We start from the raw sequence: 21,317 nt of genomic DNA on the forward strand, positions 1-21,317 counted from the left end.
TGTGTTCCGGGTGTCGTTCACGGTCTTCAGACGGACCGCGTGAAAGCGGCTGATCCATATCAGGTGCAACGCGCAAGTCAACAAAACTGGCCCGGATCAGCCGTCCATTTGGGCAGGTGCGAGACGCTTTGCCTCATCGGCGGGCACATCGAGCCAAGGCCGCCGTCCTCTGGATTCACAAGATACACGTGGGCTGTCGCGGCGGCTTTGTTGACCCGTGTCGGAGGGCTGAATAGTCTGCCGTCGAAGTCAGATCGGCGCGAGAGCCGATTCGGCAAGGTTCACACGGAAGATTCGGATGCCGGCGGAAAAGACGTTGGATCAGGCACTTGCCGAGCTCGCGGCTGCCATTGGCGGTCTCGAGAATGCGGTCGACATGCGTATCGAGCATCAGCGCCAGAGCGCCGATGCCGAGGGCGAGGTGCGCCGCGTTCATGCGGATCGAGCCCGGCTCGCCCAGGAACTCGACCAGTCACAGTTTCGCGCCAATCGGCTGGAAGAGGTCAACCGCGAGGTTTCGCGTCGTCTGGTCACGGCGATGGAGACCATCCGCGCGGTCCTCGACCGATAGCGCAGCGAAGGACAAGCCATGGCTCAGGTGACGGTAACGATCGACGGCAAGGCCTACCGCATGGCCTGCGAAGAGGGCCAGGAAGACCACCTGACCGACCTTGCAGCCGGTTTCGACCAGTATGTCGGGCACCTGAAGAGCCAGTTCGGGGAGATCGGCGACCTGCGGCTGACTGTCATGGCCGGCATCATGGTGATGGACGAGCTGTCGGAATTGAAGCGGAAGCTGGCCGCCTGCGAGGCCGATATCGCCGCGCTGAGATCTGCCCGCGACGGCGACAGCGAACACCATCAGCAGCATGAGCAGCTTCTGGTCTCGACGCTCGGCGACCTCGCCGGCCGCATCGAGTCGCTGACCGGAAAGCTGACCGGGCGAAATGCGCCCGTGAACTGACGCAAAAGCGTTTTCAGCCACTGGCGGACGGCAGAGAATAGGCCTATATCTGAGTTGCGATCTGCGCCTCACGACAGGAACCACAATCCCTGGGGCCATACTCGATCCAAAGGGAGCTGTCCCTGGCCAGGCCCGTGGGCTTGGACATATGGCGCCCACCTACGTTTGTAGGCACCCAGGATCGTAAACCTCCATCGGTTGCCGTGGATCGCACTTACCAAACTCACCTGCCGAACGCCGGCGCCGGCTTGACTTTGAAGCCGCGGGGAACAAGTTTCCCCCGTCATCCATCATGCCGGGATCCCATGCCGCACAAGACAAACACATTTGCCCGCTCGTCGATCCTGATGCTTCTGATCGGCGCAGCTATCCTCGTGGGAATCGTCCTGTCGTCCCTGTTTCAGGCGCGGATGACGCAATCCTATTTCACGACCGTCGTCGAGCTTCGCAATGCGCGCGCCGCCTCCGCCGACATGCTGGTGCTGCTGCAGGCGGCGGAAACCGGGCAGCGCGGTTTTCTTCTGACGCAGAACGAGAACTTCCTGGAGCCCTACCAGCGGTCCATGGACGAGCTCGGCATACGCATGGAACGCCTGAAGGCGACGCTGGACGCTGAGGATTCCGTTGTCGATTCCGTTTCCCGCATCGAGTACCTGATCACCGAGAAGCTCACGGAACTCCGCGAGACGGTGGCGATGGCCCAGGCCGGCGACGTTGCCGGGGCCGTTGCCGTGGTTCGTGCCGAATATGGCCGACAGGTTATGGAAGAAGCACAGGATCTGCTTCGCAGCCTCATCGCCGCGCTGGACCTGCGCTTGAACGAAGGGGTGGAGGAGCTCTCCAGCTCGGCGGTTTCGATGCAGTGGTTCGCCATCGGTGGTGGCATCGTCATCATTGCTGTGGTCGGAGGAGCGATCCTGATCGTCATGCAGCACGTCCGCGCGCTGTCCCGTGCCCAGAGCGCCGTCGAGGAGTTGAACGCCAGCCTCGAAGAGCGGGTGGAGGAGCGGACGGAGGACCTGATGCAGGCCAACCGCGAGATCCAGCGCTATGCCTATATCGTCTCCCACGACCTGCGCGCGCCGCTCGTCAACATCATGGGCTTTACCAGCGAGCTCGATACGACGCTGAGCACCGTACGCACCTATATCCTGTCGGATGGTGACAGGCTGACGGAGGATGAAATCCGCGAGGCGCGGGTGGCGGTCGAGGAAGACCTTCCCGAAGCCATCGGCTTCATCCGGTCGTCCACCAAGAAAATGGACGGGCTGATCAACGCCATCCTGAAGATTTCCAGGGACGGACGACGGGAGCTGAAGCCGGAGCCGATCGATCTTTCGGAGCTTCTGGAGAACACGGCAGCCAGCATCTATCATCAGGTGGACGAGGCGGGCGGCGAGATCAGGATCGCCGTCGGCGGCGCCAAGGGGTTGATATCGGACCGCTTCTCGCTCGAGCAGATCTTCGGCAATCTCTTCGACAATGCGGTGAAATATCGCCATCCCGATCGGCCGCTGCATCTGGCGGTGCGCGCCATGCCCGCCAAACGCAACGGCGTGCGCATCGAGGTGGAGGACAACGGCCGGGGGGTCGCGCCGGAAGATCACGAACGTATCTTTGAACTTTTCCGCAGATCGGGCGTGCAAGACAAGACCGGAGAGGGTATAGGCCTTGCCCATGTCCGATCGTTAGTCAGAAATTTAGGCGGCGAGATTACCGTGACATCGACTCTGGGGGGAGGATCAACGTTCATCATTCGCCTCCCAGGTGATTTGTCCCAGTATGTCAGGAGTAACGGGTCATGAAAGCGGCAGCAAAAGAAGTCACCATCGTGATGGTCGAAGACGATGAGGGCCATGCGCGACTCATCGAAAAGAATGTCCGGCGGGCGGGCGTCAGCAACGAGATCGTTCCCTTCACGGACGGCAATTCCGCGCTCGATTTCATCCTCGGCAGCGACCGCACGGGCGTCTCCACTCAGGACCGCCACCTGCTGATTCTGCTCGACCTCAACCTTCCCGACATGTCCGGCATTGACATCCTGGAGAAGGTGAAGTCCAACCCACATGCGAAGCGCCTGCCGGTCGTCATCCTGACGACCACTGACGATGAGCGGGAAATCCAGCGTTGCTACGATCTTGGCGCAAACGTCTACATCACGAAGCCCGTCGACTATGACAGCTTCGCCCATGCCATCCGTCAGCTCGGCCTGTTTTTCTCTGTGATGCAAGTGCCGGGGCAGTAACGGAAGCAGATGCCGCAAACCGTTCTTTATGTCGACGACGATCTTGCGCTGGCCCGTCTGGCGCAGAAGTATCTGGGGCGTGCCGGCTACGATGTGGTCCACGCGGCGGATTCCGTGTCGGCATTGGCGGCCCTGGAGAACGGCTCGTTCGCCGCGATCGTGCTCGACCACTACCTGCGCGTGGAAACCGGACTGCAGATCCTCGGCATGCTGAAGGAGCGCCAGATCGTCCTTCCGGTCATCTATGTCACGGGGTCCAGCGAAGCGACCATCGCGATCGAGGCCCTGAAGAACGGTGCCTCCGACTATGTGATCAAGACCGTCGGCGGGGAATTCTGGCCGCTGATGGAAAGCGCGCTCCGGCAGGCCATCGCCAATGCCGAGCTGCGCATGGCCAAGGAAAAGGCGGATCAGGAGATCAGGCTCGGCAAGGAACGCGCCGAAGTGCTGCTGGCGGAGGTCAACCACCGGGTCGCCAACAGTCTCGCTCTCGTTGCCGCGCTCATCCGCCTCCAGGCGTCCAACAGCAAGAGCGACGACGTGAAGGATGCGCTGACGGAGACGCAGGCGCGGATCACCGCCATCGCCGGCATGCACCGCAGCCTCTATACCTCCGACGACGTCCGGCATGTGGAGATGGACAAATACCTCGGTACGCTGGTCAAGGAGGTGCAGAATTCGGTCAACATGGACCAGCAGGGGCCGGTCATCCAGCTCCAGGCGGACCAGGTGTCCCTGACATCGGACCGGGCCGTCTCGGTCGGGATGATCGTCACCGAACTCCTTACCAATGCGATCAAATATGCCTATCCGGACGGTGGCGAAGGCGAAGTCCGTGTCGCCTTCATGCTGCAGGGTTCGGAGCAGGTGCTTCTGGTCGTGGAAGACGACGGTATCGGCTGGGTTGAGGGCGACACGCCGAAGGGCACCGGTCTCGGCAGCCGGATCGTCAAGTCCATGGCTGCGACCCTCGGCTCCACCATCGACTACAAGCCCCGGCCTAGCGGTACTCGCGCCGAGCTCGTCCTGACGCTCCAGCCCTAGCCGTCCTTCCGTGAACGACGCGACCATTGCCATGGGCGTGGCCCCACCGTATCATTCAGGAGCCTGAATGCCTGCGCCTGGCAATGAGCCCTCCTGGCCCATGTCACGCCGACCCTCAGGGCGGAAACCTGCCGGGTGGACTGCATTTCGATCCTGTCTCGAGCGGATCGGCCACGCAGATCCGTTTTCGTCCCAACCGAGAGATTCTCTTGTTTACTGAAATCTTCATCGTCGTGGCCCTCACCGTCCTCAACGGCGTGCTTGCCATGTCCGAGCTGGCGGTCGTGTCGGCCCGCCCCGTCCGGCTCAAGATCATGGCGGAGCAGGGAAGCCGGGGGGCAAGGCAGGCGCTGCGGCTGGCCGAGGATCCGGGGCGGTTCCTGTCATCGGTCCAGATCGGGATCACCCTGGTCGGCATCCTTTCCGGCGCCTTCTCCGGCGCGACCCTCGGTGCGCGGTTCGCCAATTGGCTTGAACTGCAGGGGCTGCCGGACAACTGGTCGGATGCAATGGGCGTCGGCACCGTCGTCGTCGCCATCACCTATCTGGCGCTGATCGTCGGCGAGCTGGTGCCGAAGCAGATCGCGCTGCGGGCTCCCGAAACGGTCGCCGCCCGCGTGGCGCCGGCCATGGTCCTGGTCGCCAAGATCGGAGCGCCGCTCGTCTGGCTCCTGGACGTGTCCGGCAAGCTGGTGCTCGGGCTGCTCGGCCAGAAGGGCGATACGGGCGAGCGGGTCACGGACGAGGAAATCCGCACGGTGCTTGCGGAGGCCCATAACGCCGGTGTCATCGAGACCGAGGAATCGGCGATGATCTCGGGCGTCATGCGCCTTGCCGACCGCACCGCCCGCGGCCTGATGACGCCGCGACGGGACGTCGAGGTGGTGGATATCGAGGACGACGCCGCCGAAATCCGCGCGCAGCTGCGCCGCACGCAGCGCACAAGGCTGCCGATCCGAAACGGCTCATCCGACGAGATCCTGGGCGTCCTGTTCGTCAAGGACGCCTTCGACTACGTCGCATCCGGCACGGGTGACGACATCCGCAAGCTGATGCGCGAAGCGCCGGTCGTCTCGGACCTGACCGGCGCGCTCGACGTCATCCAGGCGCTGCGCAAGACGCCGGCGCACATGGTGCTCGTCTACGACGAATACGGCCACTTCGAGGGCATCATCACCTCGGCGGACATCCTAGAGGCGATCACCGGCGTCTTCCAGGAAGACGAAACCGACGAACCTGCCATCGTGGCGCGTGAGGACGGGTCGTTCCTGGTGGCCGGCTGGATGCCGATCGACGAGTTCTCCCATGAGATGCGGCTGCGGCTCAAAGCGGATCCCGACTATGAAACCGTTGCGGGCTTCGTGCTCGACGAACTCAAGCATCTTCCGGAGCTCGGGGAATGCTTCGAGCGGCAGGGATGGGTGTTCGAGGTCATCGACCTCGACGGCCGGCGGATCGACAAGCTGCTCGTGCGCAGGGCCCAACGGGACCAGGACTGATGGCAGCGCAGGGGTCAAAGGCAGAGCTGCGAGCGGGGCGACTGACGGCGCGGGACGCCATTCCGGTCGCCGAGCGGATCGAGAAGAGCCTGCAGCTGGCCGACCACGGGCTGGCGGAGCTTCAGTTCGATCCGGGAACCGTCATCTCCGGCTTCCTCCCCATCCGTTCCGAGATGGACCTGCGGCCGCTGATGGCCGGGCTGCGCGGTCGCGGTGCGCGGATCTGCGTGCCGGTGATCCTCGACAAGCAGCAGATCGTGTTTCGCGAGCTGGTCCCCGGCGCGCCCCTGGTCGACTGCGGCTTCGGGACGATGGCGCCCGGACCGGAGGCCGAGGTGCTCGACCCGGAGATCATGCTGGTGCCCCTTTCGGCCTTCGACGCGAGAGGCCAGCGGATCGGCTATGGCGGCGGCTATTACGACCGCGCCATCGCCCGCCTGCATGCCCTGGGGCGCAGGCCGCAGCTGATCGGGATTGCCTTCGACTGCCAGGAAGTGGCATCAGTCCCAACCGAACCTCACGACATTGGACTGCAGGCCCTGCTCAGCGAAAGCGGCCTTCGGATCTTCGACACGCAGATTGGATAAGAATGCGACTTCTCTTCTTGGGTGACATGGTGGGCAAGACTGGCCGGACGGCGGTCTGGGAGCGGCTGCCGGGCCTGATCTCCGACCTGAAGCTCGACTTCGTCATCGTCAACGGCGAAAATGCGGCCGGCGGCTTCGGCATCACGGAAGACATCTTCCTGGAAACGATCAACGCCGGCGCCGACGTGGTGACCACGGGCAATCACGTCTGGGACCAGAAGGATGCCGTCGGCTTTGCCGGGCGGCACGAACAGTTCCTGCGGCCGGCGAACTATCCTGCTGGCACGCCGGGCCGCGGGTCCAGCGTCTACTACGCGCGCAATGGCGCCCGCATTCTGGTGGCCAACATCATGGGACGGGTGTTCATGCACCCGGAGCTCGATGACCCCTTCAATTCGGCCGAGGCCATTCTTTCCGCCTGCCCGCTGAAGGAGCAGGTGGATGCGGTGGTCTTCGACTTTCACGCGGAAGCGACGAGCGAGAAGCAGTGCTTCGGCCATTTCGTCGACGGTCGGGCAAGCCTCGTCGTCGGCACCCACACGCATGTGCCGACCGCCGACTGCCAGATCCTCAACGGCGGCACCGGCTACATGTCGGATGCCGGCATGTGCGGCGACTATGATTCCTCGCTTGGGATGGACAAGGAAGAGCCGCTGAACCGCTTCATCTCGAAGATGCCGAAGGGCCGCTTCGAGGCCGCCACCGGACCGGCAACGATCTGCGGCCTCGGGATCGAGATCTCCGATTCGAGCGGCCTTGCCGAGAAGATCGCGCCGCTGCGGATAGGCCCGCGTCTCCAGGAGACCGTGCCGCCGTTCTGGGCGTAACCTCCTTCCGGAATGACAGAAATGTGAGACCGGCGGCTGAGGAAGCCGCTGGACCCTCCTGCTGCCTTGCCGCATCCTGCCGTCACAACGGATCAGGGAGTGGCATGATGCTGCGGACTGTCGCCTTCGTTCTCTTCTGCCTGTGCGCTCCGGCCATGCAGGTGCTGGCGCAGGACGCGCCGATGGCGGTCAGCCAGTGCCAGGCAATCGCCCAGGCGGTGCCGAGTGCTACCTTTGCCAGTTATTCCCCCTCCGGCGGTGTCCCGCTGGTGCTGGCGCAGAACAGCCGCTCGGCGGATCTCTCCGCCCGCGAAGAGGTCAGGATTACCTATGTCGGGCATTCCACCTATTTCATCGAGACGCCGGGCGGTGTCGGCATCGCCACCGACTACAGCGGCGTCTACCGGCCGTCGCGCCTGCCCGACGTGGTGACGATGAACAAGGCGCATTCGACCCATTTCACGCTCAACCCCGATGCCGGCATCGAGCAGGTGCTGCAGGGATGGAGCGATGTGCCGGGCGAGAAGATCCAGCACAATGTCGTGGTCGGCGATGCCTATATCCGCAATGTTGCGACCGATATCCGCTCCTGGGGCGGAGATATGGAGGAGAACGGCAATTCGATCTTCATCTTCGAGATCGCCGGCCTCTGCATCGGCCATCTCGGGCACCTGCATCACGAACTGACCGAGAGCCACTATACGGAGATCGGCCGCCTCGACATGCTGATGGTGCCGGTGGACGGTGGCCTGACCCTCGGCGCCGACAGCATGAGCCGGGTGGTCGACCGGTTGCGGTCCTCGGTGATCCTGCCGATGCACCGGCCCGGCGGGCTCGACCGCTTCATCGGCATGCTCGGCGGCAAGTTCGATGTGGCCTATGCGCGCGAGCCGACGATCGTGGTGTCGATGCGCAGCCTGCCGAAGCGGCCGACCATTCTCGTGCCGCAGGGGATGTAAGCCACGGTTGCCGACCCGATTGCACGCGAAACGCCGCTCGTGGCTTGAACCTTCGCGCCTTCGAACCTATAACGCGGCCATTCCACGAAATAGACGTGATCAGGGGTGCCATGGCCGGCCATTCACAGTTCAAAAACATCATGCACCGCAAGGGTCGCCAGGACGCGATCCGGTCGAAGATGTTCTCAAAGCTTGCACGCGAGATAACCGTCGCCGCGAAATCGGGTCTGCCCGATCCCGACGCCAACTCGGCGCTGCGCCTGGCGATCCAGAACGCCAAGGCACAATCGATGCCGAAGGACAACATCGACCGGGCGATCAAGAAGGCCTCGGGCGCCGACGCGGAAAACTATGATGCCGTGCGCTACGAAGGCTACGGCCCGGGTGGCGTTGCCGTCATCGTCGAGGCGCTGACGGACAACCGCAACCGCACGGCCTCCTCCGTCCGTTCGACCTTCAGCAAGGCCGGCGGGGCGCTCGGCGAAACGGGCTCCGTCTCCTTCTCCTTCGACCATGTCGGCGAGATCACCTACAAGCTTTCCGTCGGCGACGCGGATGCGGTGATGGAAGCGGCGATCGAGGCAGGTGCCGACGACGTCGTGACCGACGAAGAGGGACACGTCATCACCTGCGCCTTCGAGAGCCTTGGCGAAGTCACCAAGGCGCTGGAAGCAAGCCTCGGTGAAGCCGAGACGGTCAAGACCGTCTGGAAGCCGCAGAACACGGTTCCGGTGGATGAGGAAAAGGCGCAGTCGCTGATGAAGCTCATCGACACGCTGGAAGACGACGACGACGTGCAGAACGTCTACTCGAACTTCGAAGTCTCCGACGAGGTCATGGCCAAGCTCTCGGCCTGATCAGGGAAGGGAGAAGGCGCTAGTGCGCCTTCTCCATCATCGGCAGTCCGGCGAAAAGCTCGACGGACTTCAGCCGCGCCTCGATGTCGTGAATCGGCATCGACACGATCAGCTCGTCGGCCTCGGTCTCGGCGAGGAAGCGGGACAGGGTTTCCCCAACGGTGGCCGGTGAACCGACGGCCGCAAAACGCAGCGTATGCTCCACCGTCATCCGCTCCATATCGGTCCAATGGCCGTCCATGCTGGCCACCGGACGCGGGAACTGGCCGCGGACATTCTTTCTCAGATTGACGAACTGCTGCTGCGCCGATGTAAACAGGCGGGCCGCCTCTTCGTCCGTGTCGGCTGCCACGCCCATGACACCGACCATGACATAGGGCTTGTCGAGCGTTTCGGACGGCTGGAACCGATCGCGGTAGATATCGAGCGCCTCCATGAGCATGTCGGGCGCAAAATGCGAGGCAAAGGCGTAAGGCAGACCAAGCGCGGCGGCGAGATGGGCGCTGTAGACGCTCGATCCCAGCAGCCAGAGCGGCACGTTCGTATTCGCGCCCGGGACAGCCAGGATTGCCTGGTCTTCAGAGGGGCTGCCGAGCAGTCGCTGCAACTCGACGATGTCGTGGGGGAAGTTTTCGGCGCCGGCGTCGAGATTGCGGCGGAGCGCGCGGGCGGTGCGCATGTCGGTTCCCGGTGCCCGGCCGAGGCCGAGATCGATGCGGTCGGGGAAGAGGGCGGCCAGCGTGCCGAACTGCTCGGCAATCACCAGCGGCGAATGGTTGGGCAGCATGACGCCGCCGGAGCCGACGCGGATGCGCTTCGTGGCGGCCGCAACATGGCCGATGACAATGGATGTCGCAGCACTGGCAATGCCTGGCATGCCGTGATGTTCGGCCAGCCAGAGACGGTTGTAGCCCTGTTCTTCGGCCTTGATGGCCATCAGGCGGGACTGGTTCAGAGCGTCGCGGACGGTCAGCCCTTCAGGCACCGGCGAAAGATCGAGAATGGAAAAGGGAATCATGATTGAAGTCCTGGAGGAAATGTCGGTTTCCCCCATGTAGGTATTCCGGCCGCGGTTGCGAGGCCGGAATACCGAAGGTGCAGATCCAGACTTACGTCTTCACGAGCCGCAGATGCGAGCGCCGGCCGTTGCCCGGAGCAGGGCCTGCCGGTGGGGTGACGATCCGAACTTCCGTGTAGCGGCTTGCCTGTCGCTCGATGTCGGCAATGGCGCGTTCCATGTTGCCGAGCTGGATGTCCGGGGGCAGGGCTGTTTCGTCGGCCGGTCGCTTTGAGCGTACCAGGCTGATCAGATCCGAACGAAGAGCATCGACCACACCGGCGTGACGGCGGGAGGATTCGCCCAACGACGTCAGCTGCGAGTCCAGTGCCTCGGTGTAGACGTCGATGGCATCGAATTCGCGGGTCACCTGCGTCGCGGCATTGGAGGTGGCTTTGGCCTGGGCAACGACGGCGTCCGTCGCTTCCGTCAGCGCCTCCACCGTGGACCCGACCTGTTGCGTCAGAGCGTGCAGGTTCTTGGCGATGTCCAGGGCCTCCTGTCCGTCTACGCCGGCATGAGCGGCGTTGACGCCGCCGTTCAGCGACAGCAGTGCCGTCTCGCGCACAAGCGTGCGAACCTCTTCCGTCATCGTCTTCAGGGCTGCGAGCGACTGGCAGGTCCGCTGGGCGGCCGTGACGGCCTCGGCGGCTGCGTCCTTCGGGCGGCGGATGTCCAGCCGGGCGTTGTGAAGAATGGTCGCCACGTGCTCGACGTGGGCCGACTGGCTGCGGGCCGTTTCCGCCGCGCTGCCAGCGTCAGCGGCCAGGCCGGTCATCGCGCTCGCGCGAGCGGCCTGTTCGTCGGTCGTCCGCTTGAGGCTTTCGCGAACCTCTCCGCAGTCCAGATGGGCTTCGCGGGCGCGGGTCAGCACGGTGTCGATGGTGGCGCTGACGGAGGCAAGGCCGCGGTTGAAATCCTTGCGCATGCCGTCATAGCCGCGCGGCAGGGGCTGTTCGATCTGTTGATGCAGATCTCCCATCGCGAGCCGGCGGAGACTGCCATCGAAGGCGTCCACGACAGTTCGCAGTTCCTGCAGTTCATTCTCGAGCTTATCTCGATCCTGCATAACGGTCTCCTCATGATTCCGGATGCGATGTTTCTGGCGTGGCAACGCGCCAATCAAAAGGCCGTTGCCGCCGTTGCCCATGTTTTACACCGAAGTTGGCAAACAGGGTTAACAGAACTGTCGACGTTTCTCTTTTGTTCACATTCCCGTGGCAGTGCTACCTGCTCCAAGATAGAGTGATCGACATGACAGAGACGATTCGCATCATCGGCATCGACCCCGGCCTGCGCCGCACGGGCTGGGGCGTCATCGAGACGCTCGGCAACAGCCTTCGATTCGTCGCTTCGGGCACGGTGATGTCGGACGGCGACCTGGACCTCGCCTCGCGGCTCTGCCAGTTGCACGATGGGCTGGCGGAGGTGGTGCATTCCTATCAGCCGCAGGAGGCGGCGGTGGAGCAGACTTTCGTCAACAAGGATGCGGTGGCGACGCTGAAGCTCGGGCAGGCGCGCGGCGTGGTGATGCTGGTGCCGGCGCGGGCGGGACTGCGGGTTTCCGAATACGCCCCCAACGCGGTGAAGAAGGCGGTGATCGGCGTCGGTCATGGCGACAAGAAGCAGATCCACATGATGCTGAAGATCCTCATGCCGAAGGCGACCTTCGTCGGCAACGATGCCGCCGATGCGCTGGCGATCGCCATCTGCCATGCACACAATCGCGGTGGCGAGCGGCTGCGGAAGATGCTGGCTTCGGCTTAGGCGTGTTCTTGACTTGTTCCGGTAGTTGGAATAAGTATTACCCAATAGGAGCACGGCCATGCGCGTTACATCGAAGGGACAGGTTACCATTCCGCGCGATCTTCGCGAGCTTGCGGGCATCGAACCCAATTCGGAGGTGGTCTTCACCATCGAGGACGGGAAACTGATCGTGGCGCCGAAGAAGGATCCTTCGCGCCAGCAGGAACGGCAGCGGCTGGATGGCTTCATGGCGACCCTGAAGCGCCTGGAAGGAACCGGCGACCCGGCGATAGATGCCGAGACCCTGATGGGCATGACGCGGGATCGTTGAGATGGCCGTTCTGGTCGACACCAATGTGCTGGTCGATATTGCCGTTCGGGATCCTGTCTGGCTGGAATGGTCGCGCAATGCCTTGTCCAGGCTCGCCGGCCATGTGCCGCTGACGATCAATCCGATCATCTACGCCGAGTTTTCCGTCCGATACGACGACATCGACGAGGTCGAAGCTCTGCTGCCTTCGGACGAGTTCCGGCGCGAGAGCCTGCCCTGGGCGGCGGCCTTTGCGGCCGGTGCCGCGTTCCGCCTATACCGAAAGGCGGGCGGCGGACGAGAACGCGTGCTGCCGGACTTCCTGATCGGGGCGCATGCGCTGATCCGCGGCCATTCCATCCTGACGCGCGATCCGAAAGGCTACCGCACCTACTTCCCCGACGTCCCCCTCATTACCCCCGAAACCCATCCCTGACGGACATCCCATGATCGGCAAGCTCAAAGGCACCATTGACGAGATCGGCGAGGACTACGTGCTCGTCGATGTGCACGGCGTCTGCTACGAGGCCTTCTGCTCGGCGCGCACACTGTCGCGCATGGGCTCTGCCGGCGAGGCGGTGGTGCTGTTCATCGAGACCTATGTGCGCGAGGACCAGCTGAAGCTTTACGGCTTCATCACCGCGCTCGAGCGGGAATGGTTCAACCTCCTGCAGAGCGTCCAGGGGGTGGGGGCCAAGGTGGCACTGGCGGTGCTGTCGACGCTGACGCCTTCGGAGCTCGCCAATGCGATCGCGCTGCAGGACAAGACGGCCATCTCGCGGGCGCCCGGCGTCGGGCCCAAGGTCGCCATCCGGCTCGTCACGGAGCTGAAGAACAAGGCGCCGGCCTTTGCCGGAGAGGCGACGGCCGGCATAGGGTTCAAGCAGGAACTGGGCGAAGGCGTTGCCGCCGCCCCGGTGTCGGATGCCGTGTCGGCGCTGACCAACCTCGGCTATTCGCGCGACCAGGCGGCCAATGCCGTCGCGGCTGCCATGAAGACGGCGGGCGAGGGGGCCGACAGCGCCAAGCTGATCCGCTTCGGCCTGAAGGAACTGGCGCGCTAACCACGGCAACGGTGTCAAACCGGCTGCCCTTCGTGTAATGAACGACAACGGTCTTGAACGGAAATGCCCTCATGAGTGAAGCCTCCCGCCTGATATCGCCGGACAAGCGGGGCGAGGACCTCGATGTCACGCTGCGCCCGCAGACGCTGGACGACTTCACCGGCCAGGCGGAGGCGCGCGCCAACCTGAAGGTCTTCATCGAGGCGGCCAAGAATCGCGGCGAGGCGCTGGACCATGTGCTCTTCGTGGGCCCGCCGGGGCTGGGCAAGACGACGCTGGCACAGATCATGGCGAAGGAACTCGGCGTCAACTTCCGCTCGACCTCCGGGCCGGTGATCGCCAAGGCGGGCGATCTTGCGGCGCTGCTCACCAATCTCGAAGAGCGCGACGTGCTGTTCATCGACGAGATCCATAGGCTCAGCCCGGCGGTGGAGGAAATCCTCTATCCGGCCATGGAGGATTTCCAGCTCGACCTTATCATCGGCGAGGGACCGGCAGCGCGTTCCGTCAAGATCGACCTGTCGAAGTTCACGCTGGTGGCGGCCACCACGCGGCTCGGCCTGCTGACGACGCCGCTGCGCGACCGCTTCGGCATTCCGGTGCGGCTCTCCTTCTACACCGTCGAGGAGCTGGAGTTCATCGTGCGCCGCGGTGCGCGGCTGATGGGGCTCGGGATGACCGACGACGGTGCTCGCGAGATCGCACGGCGCGCCCGCGGCACGCCGCGCATCGCCGGCCGGCTGTTGCGCCGGGTGCGCGACTTTGCCGAAGTCGCGCGTGCCGACGCAGTGACCCGGGAGATCGCCGACGAGGCGCTGACGCGGCTCCTCGTCGACAACATGGGCCTCGACCAGCTCGACATGCGTTATCTGACGATGATCGGCGTCAACTTCGGCGGCGGGCCGGTCGGAATCGAGACGATCGCCGCCGGACTCTCGGAGCCGCGCGACGCGATCGAGGACATCATCGAGCCCTATATGATCCAGCAGGGGTTCATCCAGCGGACGCCGCGGGGACGCGTGCTGACCGCCAGCGCCTGGAAACACCTCGGCCTGCAGCCGCCCAAGGATCTCGAGGCGGCGCAGTTCCGCCTGACGCTCGAGGGTGACGATTGATCACGCGCCGAGGCTTGCTGAAGCTGGCCGGCGTTGGCTTTGCGAGCCTTGCCGCGGCGGTTGCCTATCCCTTCAGCGAGGTGTTCGCGCGGCCCCGCATCACGCACTACCGGCTGACGCCCAATGGCTGGCCAGAAGGTCTCAAGCTGCGTGCCTGCGTGGTGGCCGATATCCATGCCTGCGAGCCCTGGATGAACCGCAGGCGGATCGAAGGGATCTGCAATCAGGTCCAGGACCTGAAGCCGGATATCATCCTGCTGCTCGGCGACTATCTTTCGGGGATGACTCTCGCCAGTGATCCCCTCGGGCCATCGGAATGGGCCCCGGTGCTGGGAGGCCTCTCAGCACCTCTGGGCGTGCACGCGGTTCTGGGCAATCATGACTATTGGGAAGACCCCGCCTTCCAGCAGGATCCGACTACGGTGCCGGTCGTGCTGCGGGCGCTGGACGGTGCGGGCATTGCGGTTCACGTCAACCGTGCCGTGCGGATCGAGAAGGACGGGCGACACTTCTGGCTGGCGGGCCTGGGAGATCAGATGGCACTGCTGCCGGATGCGAGGCAGGGACGTTCCCGCATGCGGGGCATCGATGATCTGCAGGCGACCCTCGCTGATGTGCAGGATGATGCGCCGGTCGTCCTGCTCGCGCATGAGCCGGACATCTTTCACGCCGTTGACGACCGGGTGGCACTCACCCTGAGTGGCCACACCCATGGCGGACAGATCAACCTTTTCGGCTGGCGCCCGTTTTCCGCCTCGCCGGGGTCGGCGCGCTATCCTGCGGGCGTGTATCAGGCGGGTTCACGCCACCTCGTGGTCTCCCGGGGCCTCGGATGCTCGGCCATTCCGGTGCGCGTCGGCAACCGTCCGGAACTGGTTCTTCTGGAGTTGGGGAACGAGCGCTCGTCCTAGTGGTTTTGCCATCGGCTCAAGGAGAACGAGATGGCGAAGATCAAGGTCGGCGACGATGTGCAGTGGAGATGGGGTGCGAACAAGGCCGAGGGGACGGCGAAGGAGCGGTTTACCAGCGATGTCGAACGCACCATCAAGGGCACCAAGGTGAAGCGCAAGGCGGACAAAGGCGAGCCGGCCTTCCTGATCAAGCAGGAGGATGGCGACCGGGTTCTGAAGAGCCAGTCGGAATTGAAGAAGAATTAGATAAACGGTTGGATGGAAAGTGGCGGAGCGGACCTGACAGGCCGCTCCGCCTTCTGGTTGGATTACTGGCTGGAAAGAAGGATTTCCTGGGCCGCCTTGGCCAGATTGGGATCTACCTCATAATCGTCACTCAGATGAAGTACCCCGTCTGCGCATTGAAACCACTCCCCGGACGAGGTCGTGGCCTTCTGAATGCGCGTCATGAGGTTCGGCCCGACTTTCCCCGCGGTCAGCGGATGAATTCTCTGGGCGAGAAAATCCTCCAGCCAACGCATGTTCGCCGGCGAGACCGCCGCCGCGGCAACCGCAGGGTGGTCCGAGAAATAGCCTGCGAAGGCGGCGTTGGTGGGTGCCGTCACCAGCAGTTGTACCGTGCTGTCGCCAAAACCGCGCGCGGCTCCCGAGCGTTGGAGGGCTGCCAGGAAGGTGTCGGAACGTCCCGGTTCGCCCTCATGGGAGCCGAGCTCCGCCAGACGTTCCAGGATCGTCGGGAGCTTTTCTTCCCGGGTTGCCGCAACGCCATCCGGCTGGAAATGCAGCGGAATGACGTCGTTAAAGCCCCGCGCGCGTATCCCGCGCGTCCAGTTATACTCGAAATCGACTACGAAATCGCCTTCAAGTGCCGGGAAGGCCCCTTGAGGAACCTCGAAGATGACGGCGGGGTTCCACAGGTACCCGGCGTAGGAGGGCTCGGCAGGATTGGGCGGCGTCGCCGGACCGAGCCATCCGACGCCCGGAAGGCTGGTGCGCCATGAAATGGAATTCGTCGACGGGCGGGAGGCGAAGGAGACTTCCGATGCCGTAAAGCTTACGCCCACGCTGGCGCTGAGCGAGGCACCGCCCTTGCCTCCCTCCGTTCCAGCCTCGCCGCTCAGCTCGCCACCGATCGAGAAGCTGACGGTCGCCTGTTCCACCGAGCTATTGGGCCCGAACGTCATCACCCGTGCGCCCGGTGTTCTGCAGCGAATGTCGAGCGTCATGTAGTTGGCGTAGAAGCCCACCGAAACCCAGTTTGCAGAGGGATCAACGGGCGACCCCTGGATGCCATGGTAGACGTCGCCCGCGACGAGATAATAGTCCCGGAGCCTGCTTTGGTCCCCTTGCATCAGCTTGTAGACCGGCAAGACCGCCGCTGCCGTCAGTTTCTGATTTTCCGTGGGCACGCTTCCCCAGCCGAAATTCGGACCTCCTGTACGGGTTCGAGTGCCGTCCATGTGACCGACCAGTTTCCAAACTTCCGGGTTTAAAGATTCAATGGGCATCGATGCTTCTCCCTGTTGGTGGACAAGCCGGGCATCAGCCACGGCGTGCATGTGCAACTGCACGCAGGGAGTGTAATCACAATTTCAGAAATGCAACCAGAGATATTTTTGCCGCTGTGTTCACATCTTCAGGATGTTTCCGGTCGGTGGGTCGTCTATCCACGAACGGTGAAGCCTTGCCAGCGTTTCCTGCGGCAATAGGTCGCCGCCCGGCGTCCACCCGAGCGCCGATATTCTTCGGGTGTCCATTCGTCTCGGGCTCGGTGCCTCTTTCGAATTTTCGAGTATGCCGCCGAAAACCAGTTGTGCGGTGTGCAGGATGATATCGGACACGTTGAAGGACAGCCCGTTTATCCGGCTCGTCTCCGTTTCCAGCATCAGTTGCACCGCAGCCGCCACGTCGCGGCCGTGCACCTCGGTGCCGGCGCGGGGTGCAATGCCGCGTCCCGCAAGGTGGTCCGCATAGAGCGCGTCCCATTTGTTGGGTCGAAGGTCGCCGTAGACGCCGGTCAGGCGCAGGCTGGCGGTGATGAAATCCGGGCTGGAGAGCTTTGCCAGCGCCAATTCGGCCGCAAGTTTCACTTCGCCATAGAGGGAGGTCGGCGCGAGGTCGGCGGTTTCTTCGAGGGGAATGCCCTCGGCCAGGCCGTCGTAGACGGCGCGGCTGGAGAGGAAGACGCAGCGGCGGACGCCGAAGGCTTTGGCCGTCTCGAACAGGCGGACCGTGCCGTCTAGATTCAGGCGGCGGAAGCGGGTGGCATCATCGCCTTCACCGCCCCGGTATTTTCCGGGCAGATGGTCGAAGGCGGCATGCACGAAGGCGTCCACACCTGCGAAAGCCGCTCGCTGGTCCTCGTTCGGCTCCAGCGTCAGTGGAATGAAGCTGACGGGGTCTGTGAACCAGTTTTCCGGCGGCGGCGTGCGGCCGCCGACCAGGAGGTCGTATCCCGCCTTCGCGAGGCCGTTGACGATGTAGCGCCCCACCAGGCCGGTTCCGCCGGAGACGAGAACCCTCATTTTAGAATTCCGGGGCCTGGCAGCGACGAGATATCGGGTATGTCGCGGCCCTCATGGAAACGGTGCCAGAGATCGAGCAGCGGTCGCAGTTGATCCGCCTTCGGGTGGTTTTCTTCCCAAGGCTTCTCGTACTGGTAGTGCAGGATGGCGATGCTGTTCCAGTCCCACAGGTCGGGCATGTTGAACCAGACATATTGCAGCATGTTCATGAAGACCGGCAGGCCGTGCCAGTCGGGGAAGAAGGTCTCCAGAAAGGTCTGGTCGGTGCGCCGCCAGAAGGCGTCGGGCTCGTCCAGCCGCTCCAGCATCCGCTCGAAGGTGGCCAGCGCGGGGTGGGCGACGAAGACGCCCGAGTTCAGCCGGTGGAAATCGGCGAGGCTCTCGTAGACATTCGGCGCGGCGGAAAATTCCGGGTAGTCGAAGAGCTTGTCGACGTTTCTCAGAACGATGGCATCGGCGTCGATGAAGACGCAGGCGCGGTATTCCTCCAGCTGCCAGAGGCGCAGCTTGCAGAAATTGTCGAGTGGCGTGTGGAAATCGGGCTTTCTGCCCTTGGTGAAGGGGGCGGCGCCATGCAGGTTGCGGCGGGCATGGCGCTCGGAAAAGGCTTCTGAGAGCGGCAGGTGGTCGACCTCGACGAGTCGGCAGCCCTGGGCTGCGAGCGGTGCAAGAGCCCCTGGCTCGACGCCGCCGGTGTGGAGGATGACGATGTCGGCCGTCGTGCCGGTCCGCCGCAGCGAATGGGCAAGCGCCGTTGCCCCCATCGCATAGTCGGCGTTGGTGACCAGCGTCACGAAGGCGCGGTCGCTGCCGGCAGGCGTGGCGGGGCGAATGCCCCGCGCACCGGTTTCGGTCGGCATCAGGAGACCGACTTCAGCCGCTTGCCTTCCGGGTCGCGCTCGACCTTGGCGGCAATATCCTTCGTCCAGGCGGAGACGGCGGGAACGCGCGAGCGGTCGACGCGGTAGGCGAACTTCTTCGCCACTTCGACGATCTCGTCGAGCAGACCTTCGCCGAGCGTCGTCGGATCAAGGCCGAGGCCGAGGAACTTCTCGTTGCGCACGATGAGGTCGTTTTCGGCCGCCTCCTTGCGCGGGTTCGGCAGCCAGGCGATTTCGGCGCCGGTCATCTTCGAGATCATCTCGGCCAGATCGCGGACCCGGTGGGTCTCGGTCATCTGGTTGAAGATCTCGACACGACCGCCCCGCTGCGGCGGGTTCTTCAGCGCGATCTCGATGCAGCGGACCGAATCCTGGATGTGGATGAAGGCGCGGGTCTGGCCGCCGGTGCCGTGGACGGTCAGCGGGTAGCCGATCGCCGCCTGGATCAGGAAACGGTTCAGCACAGTGCCGTAGTCGCCGTCGTAGTCGAAGCGGTTGACGAGCTGTGCATGGCGGCGCGTCTGCTCCGTGTGGGTGCCCCAGACTATGCCCTGGTGCAGATCGGTGATCCGCAGCGCATCGTTCTTGGCGTAGAACTGGAAGAGCTGCTGATCGAGGCACTTGGTCATGTGGTAGATCGAGCCGGGATTGCTCGGGTAGAGGATTTCCTGGCTGACGGTGCGGCCGTCAACGGTCTCGATGCCGACCGGCAGATAGCCCTCCGGAATGGCGGCGCCGACCGTCGAATAGCCGTAGACGCCCATGGTGCCGAGATGCACGAGATGCGCATCGAGATCGAGCTCGACCATGGCATTAAGCAGGTTGTGGGTGGCATTGACGTTGTTGCTGACCGTGTAGTTCTTGTGACGGTCGCTCTTCATCGAATAGGGAGCAGCCCGCTGCTCGGCGAAATGGATGATGGCGTCCGGACGATGCTTGGCGAGCCATCCCTTCAGAAGCTCGTAGTCCTTGGCAAGATCGATCAGGTGGAAGTGGATCCGGCGCCCGGTTTCCGCATGCCAGACCCGGGTGCGTTCCTGGATCGAGTCCATCGGCGTCAGCGACTGGACCCCCAGTTCCGTGTCGATCCAGCGGCGCGACAGGTTGTCGAGGATGTGGATCTCGTGACCCTGGTCGGACAGGTGGAGGGACGTTGGCCAGCCGACAAAACCGTCGCCGCCGAGAACTGCAATCTTCATGAATCGACTCCGCTGGTTGATGGACCGGATTTCCTGATAGGGAGGTTTTGTGACAGAAACAACAATAGCCGATGCCCGCTGCAATGGCATCCGGTCATCACAACCATCCACCAAGGCATGACGATGACAGCTGAAAACTTTCTTCTTTCCGGCCAGTTGACGGAGGCGGGCCACCGGCTGGTGCAAAGGGCCTATTACGAGGATACCGATTTTTCGGGCCTCATCTATCACGCCCGCTACCTGCATTTCCTGGAGCGCGGCCGGACCGACTACCTGCGCTGCCTGGGCTGCCAGCAGAGCGAGCTTCTGGAAGCGGACGAGGAGGGGCTGGTCTTCGTCGTCCACCGCATGGAGATCGACTTCAAGCTTCCCGCCAGGATGGACGACGTGCTGACGATCCTGACGGCGACGGAAAAGGCAGGCGGCGCGAAGATGGTGCTGAACCAGGAAATCCGCCGCGGCGAGACGCTGCTGATTGCGGCCAAGGTGGTGATTGCGGTGATCAACCGGCACGGCCGTCCCCGCCGCCTGCCGGAGACCGTGGCGGAGAAATTCCTCGGCGGTCGGCAGTAGCCCAAGTCACGCTACAGTAACGTATCGTTAACCCTAATGAGGTGTACTGCGAGACAAGGAATTTGTGCGGCGCACGCCTTCCTTTAACCAAATTTGAAAGCGAGAAGCCAATGCTGAAAGCTCAGGGCACCTTGGGGTAACGAGCGCTTCCGGCGGCCAGGTAAATCTCGCGAGAGCGCTTTTGAACCCGCCCGGTCCTGTGCCGGGCGTTTGGATTCGGGGATATAGGTAGATGGAAGATGTAGGTTTGGCTGCGGCGACCCACGACGTCAGTCTCTGGGCGCTGTTCATGCAGGCTGGGATCATCGTCAAGCTGGTCATGCTTGGATTGATGGGTGCCTCTGTCTGGACATGGGCCATCGTCATCGACAAGTACGTCAGCTTCGGCAAGGCAAGGCGCCAGTTCGACCAGTTCGAGCAGGTGTTCTGGTCCGGCCAGTCGCTGGAGGAATTGTACCGGACGCTGGCGGAGCGCCAGAACACCGGTCTCTCGGCGATCTTCGTCGCCGCCATGCGCGAGTGGAAGAAGAGCTTCGAGCGGGGCGCCCGTTCGCCGATCGGCCTGCAGATGCGCATCGACCGGGCCATGGACGTGACCATGGCGCGCGAGAGCGAAACCTTTGAGGGTCGCCTCGGGTCGCTGGCGACGATCGGCTCTGCCGCTCCGTTCATCGGCCTCTTCGGCACCGTGGTCGGGATCATGACCTCGTTCCAGGCGATCGCCGGATCGAAGTCCACCAACCTTGCGGTCGTTGCGCCCGGTATTGCCGAAGCGCTTCTGGCCACCGCGATCGGCCTAGTCGCCGCCATTCCGGCGGTCATCGCCTACAACAAGTTCTCTGCCGATGCCGGCAAGCTTTCCGCCCGCATGGAAGGCTTTGCCGACGAGTTCTCCGGGATCCTGTCGCGGCAGATCGACGAGAAACTGCAGCCGCGCCAGGCGGCGCAGTAACG

Annotated in this window: 25 protein-coding genes and 1 other RNA gene; 20 read left to right on the forward strand and 6 right to left on the reverse strand. The window is 63.6% G+C overall.

The features are described from left to right. Nucleotides 1-298: 298 nt before the first annotated feature. From EO99_RS0100890 to EO99_RS0100935, 11 genes are all read left to right on the forward strand, one after another. Nucleotides 299-571 (forward strand): DUF4164 domain-containing protein, encoded by a 273-nt coding sequence (locus EO99_RS0100890; protein ID WP_029616763.1) that lies wholly within the window; start codon nt 299-301, stop codon nt 569-571. Nucleotides 572-589: 18 nt separating this feature from the next. Next, on the forward strand, nt 590-964 hold the full coding sequence (locus EO99_RS0100895) for a cell division protein ZapA (protein WP_029616764.1): 375 nt from the start codon (nt 590-592) through the stop codon (nt 962-964). A gap of 55 nt (nt 965-1,019) precedes the next feature. Next, a non-coding RNA gene (gene ssrS, locus EO99_RS26525) (6S RNA) lies at nt 1,020-1,178 on the forward strand. Between the two features lie 91 nt (nt 1,179-1,269). Beyond that, nucleotides 1,270-2,769: a sensor histidine kinase gene (locus tag EO99_RS0100900; RefSeq protein WP_029616765.1), complete on the forward strand. Its 1,500-nt coding sequence runs from the start codon at nt 1,270-1,272 to the stop codon at nt 2,767-2,769. Next, a complete protein-coding gene (locus EO99_RS0100905) occupies nt 2,766-3,209 on the forward strand; it encodes a response regulator (RefSeq protein ID WP_029616766.1) in 444 nt (147 codons plus the stop codon). Before EO99_RS0100900 ends, EO99_RS0100905 begins: the two co-directional genes overlap by 4 nt. 9 nt (nt 3,210-3,218) lie before the next feature. Further along, nucleotides 3,219-4,253: a sensor histidine kinase gene (locus EO99_RS0100910; RefSeq protein ID WP_029616767.1), complete on the forward strand. Its 1,035-nt coding sequence runs from the start codon at nt 3,219-3,221 to the stop codon at nt 4,251-4,253. A gap of 209 nt (nt 4,254-4,462) precedes the next feature. Further along, nucleotides 4,463-5,752, forward strand: coding sequence for a hemolysin family protein (locus EO99_RS0100915; RefSeq protein ID WP_029616768.1), 1,290 nt, complete (start codon nt 4,463-4,465; stop codon nt 5,750-5,752). After that, nucleotides 5,752-6,339: a 5-formyltetrahydrofolate cyclo-ligase gene (locus EO99_RS0100920; RefSeq protein ID WP_029616769.1), complete on the forward strand. Its 588-nt coding sequence runs from the start codon at nt 5,752-5,754 to the stop codon at nt 6,337-6,339. The genes EO99_RS0100915 and EO99_RS0100920 overlap by 1 nt, the downstream gene beginning before the upstream one ends. Before the next feature lie 2 nt (nt 6,340-6,341). Continuing rightward, nucleotides 6,342-7,166 carry a TIGR00282 family metallophosphoesterase gene (locus EO99_RS0100925; RefSeq protein ID WP_029616770.1) on the forward strand — a complete coding sequence of 275 codons (825 nt, stop codon included), beginning with the start codon at nt 6,342-6,344 and terminating at the stop codon, nt 7,164-7,166. Nucleotides 7,167-7,270: 104 nt separating this feature from the next. Further along, nucleotides 7,271-8,125: an MBL fold metallo-hydrolase gene (locus tag EO99_RS0100930; RefSeq protein WP_029616771.1), complete on the forward strand. Its 855-nt coding sequence runs from the start codon at nt 7,271-7,273 to the stop codon at nt 8,123-8,125. 110 nt (nt 8,126-8,235) lie between these two features. Then, nucleotides 8,236-8,982: a YebC/PmpR family DNA-binding transcriptional regulator gene (locus tag EO99_RS0100935; protein ID WP_029616772.1), complete on the forward strand. Its 747-nt coding sequence runs from the start codon at nt 8,236-8,238 to the stop codon at nt 8,980-8,982. 19 nt (nt 8,983-9,001) lie between these two features. Here EO99_RS0100935 and EO99_RS0100940 read toward each other — a convergent pair whose 3' ends face one another. After that, nucleotides 9,002-10,000, reverse strand: a complete 999-nt coding sequence (locus EO99_RS0100940; protein ID WP_029616773.1) for an LLM class flavin-dependent oxidoreductase — start codon at nt 9,998-10,000, stop codon at nt 9,002-9,004. 91 nt (nt 10,001-10,091) lie between these two features. Then, entirely contained in the window at nt 10,092-11,108 is a 1,017-nt protein-coding gene (locus tag EO99_RS0100945; RefSeq protein ID WP_029616774.1) for a methyl-accepting chemotaxis protein, read from the reverse strand. A gap of 185 nt (nt 11,109-11,293) precedes the next feature. Between EO99_RS0100945 and ruvC the strand changes: the two genes are divergently transcribed. The 7 genes from ruvC to EO99_RS0100980 all read left to right on the forward strand — a co-directional run bounded on the left by ruvC (nt 11,294) and on the right by EO99_RS0100980 (nt 15,431). Next, complete coding sequence (gene ruvC, locus EO99_RS0100950; protein ID WP_029616775.1) at nt 11,294-11,806, forward strand: crossover junction endodeoxyribonuclease RuvC; 513 nt, start codon at nt 11,294-11,296, stop codon at nt 11,804-11,806. Nucleotides 11,807-11,864: 58 nt separating this feature from the next. After that, entirely contained in the window at nt 11,865-12,116 is a 252-nt protein-coding gene (locus tag EO99_RS0100955) for an AbrB/MazE/SpoVT family DNA-binding domain-containing protein (protein ID WP_029616776.1), read from the forward strand. 1 nt (nt 12,117) lies between these two features. After that, a complete protein-coding gene (locus tag EO99_RS0100960) occupies nt 12,118-12,531 on the forward strand; it encodes a type II toxin-antitoxin system VapC family toxin (protein ID WP_029616777.1) in 414 nt (137 codons plus the stop codon). 10 nt (nt 12,532-12,541) lie between these two features. Beyond that, on the forward strand, nt 12,542-13,159 hold the full coding sequence (ruvA, locus tag EO99_RS0100965; RefSeq protein ID WP_029616778.1) for a Holliday junction branch migration protein RuvA: 618 nt from the start codon (nt 12,542-12,544) through the stop codon (nt 13,157-13,159). Between the two features lie 71 nt (nt 13,160-13,230). Continuing rightward, entirely contained in the window at nt 13,231-14,274 is a 1,044-nt protein-coding gene (ruvB, locus tag EO99_RS0100970) for a Holliday junction branch migration DNA helicase RuvB (RefSeq protein WP_029616779.1), read from the forward strand. After that, the gene (locus EO99_RS0100975; protein WP_029616780.1) at nt 14,271-15,185 is read left to right on the forward strand and encodes a metallophosphoesterase; all 915 of its coding nucleotides are present in this window, start codon (nt 14,271-14,273) and stop codon (nt 15,183-15,185) included. The genes ruvB and EO99_RS0100975 overlap by 4 nt, the downstream gene beginning before the upstream one ends. A gap of 30 nt (nt 15,186-15,215) precedes the next feature. After that, nucleotides 15,216-15,431, forward strand: coding sequence for a hypervirulence associated TUDOR domain-containing protein (locus EO99_RS0100980; protein WP_029616781.1), 216 nt, complete (start codon nt 15,216-15,218; stop codon nt 15,429-15,431). 62 nt (nt 15,432-15,493) lie between these two features. On the opposite strand, the gene EO99_RS0100985 is transcribed toward EO99_RS0100980, so the two are convergent. The 4 genes from EO99_RS0100985 to EO99_RS0101000 form a co-directional block, all read right to left on the reverse strand. Then, nucleotides 15,494-16,735, reverse strand: a complete 1,242-nt coding sequence (locus tag EO99_RS0100985) for a hypothetical protein (RefSeq protein WP_162179293.1) — start codon at nt 16,733-16,735, stop codon at nt 15,494-15,496. A 78-nt stretch (nt 16,736-16,813) separates the two neighbouring features. Then, the gene (locus EO99_RS0100990) at nt 16,814-17,710 is read right to left on the reverse strand and encodes an NAD-dependent epimerase/dehydratase family protein (RefSeq protein ID WP_029616783.1); all 897 of its coding nucleotides are present in this window, start codon (nt 17,708-17,710) and stop codon (nt 16,814-16,816) included. Next, entirely contained in the window at nt 17,707-18,570 is an 864-nt protein-coding gene (locus tag EO99_RS0100995) for a glycosyltransferase (protein ID WP_029616784.1), read from the reverse strand. The genes EO99_RS0100990 and EO99_RS0100995 overlap by 4 nt, the downstream gene beginning before the upstream one ends. Then, entirely contained in the window at nt 18,570-19,790 is a 1,221-nt protein-coding gene (locus EO99_RS0101000; RefSeq protein ID WP_029616785.1) for an NAD-dependent epimerase/dehydratase family protein, read from the reverse strand. The genes EO99_RS0100995 and EO99_RS0101000 overlap by 1 nt, the downstream gene beginning before the upstream one ends. Before the next feature lie 123 nt (nt 19,791-19,913). On the opposite strand from EO99_RS0101000, the gene ybgC reads away from it, so the two are divergent. Both ybgC and tolQ read left to right on the forward strand, forming a co-directional pair. Beyond that, nucleotides 19,914-20,363 carry a tol-pal system-associated acyl-CoA thioesterase gene (gene ybgC, locus EO99_RS0101005; RefSeq protein WP_029616786.1) on the forward strand — a complete coding sequence of 150 codons (450 nt, stop codon included), beginning with the start codon at nt 19,914-19,916 and terminating at the stop codon, nt 20,361-20,363. A gap of 232 nt (nt 20,364-20,595) precedes the next feature. Then, entirely contained in the window at nt 20,596-21,315 is a 720-nt protein-coding gene (gene tolQ, locus EO99_RS0101010) for a protein TolQ (RefSeq protein ID WP_029616787.1), read from the forward strand. The last annotated feature ends 2 nt before the right edge of the window (nt 21,316-21,317 follow it).

The organism is Pseudorhizobium marinum (assembly GCF_000705355.1).
In the GTDB taxonomy this organism is placed as follows: domain Bacteria; phylum Pseudomonadota; class Alphaproteobacteria; order Rhizobiales; family Rhizobiaceae; genus Neorhizobium; species Neorhizobium pelagicum.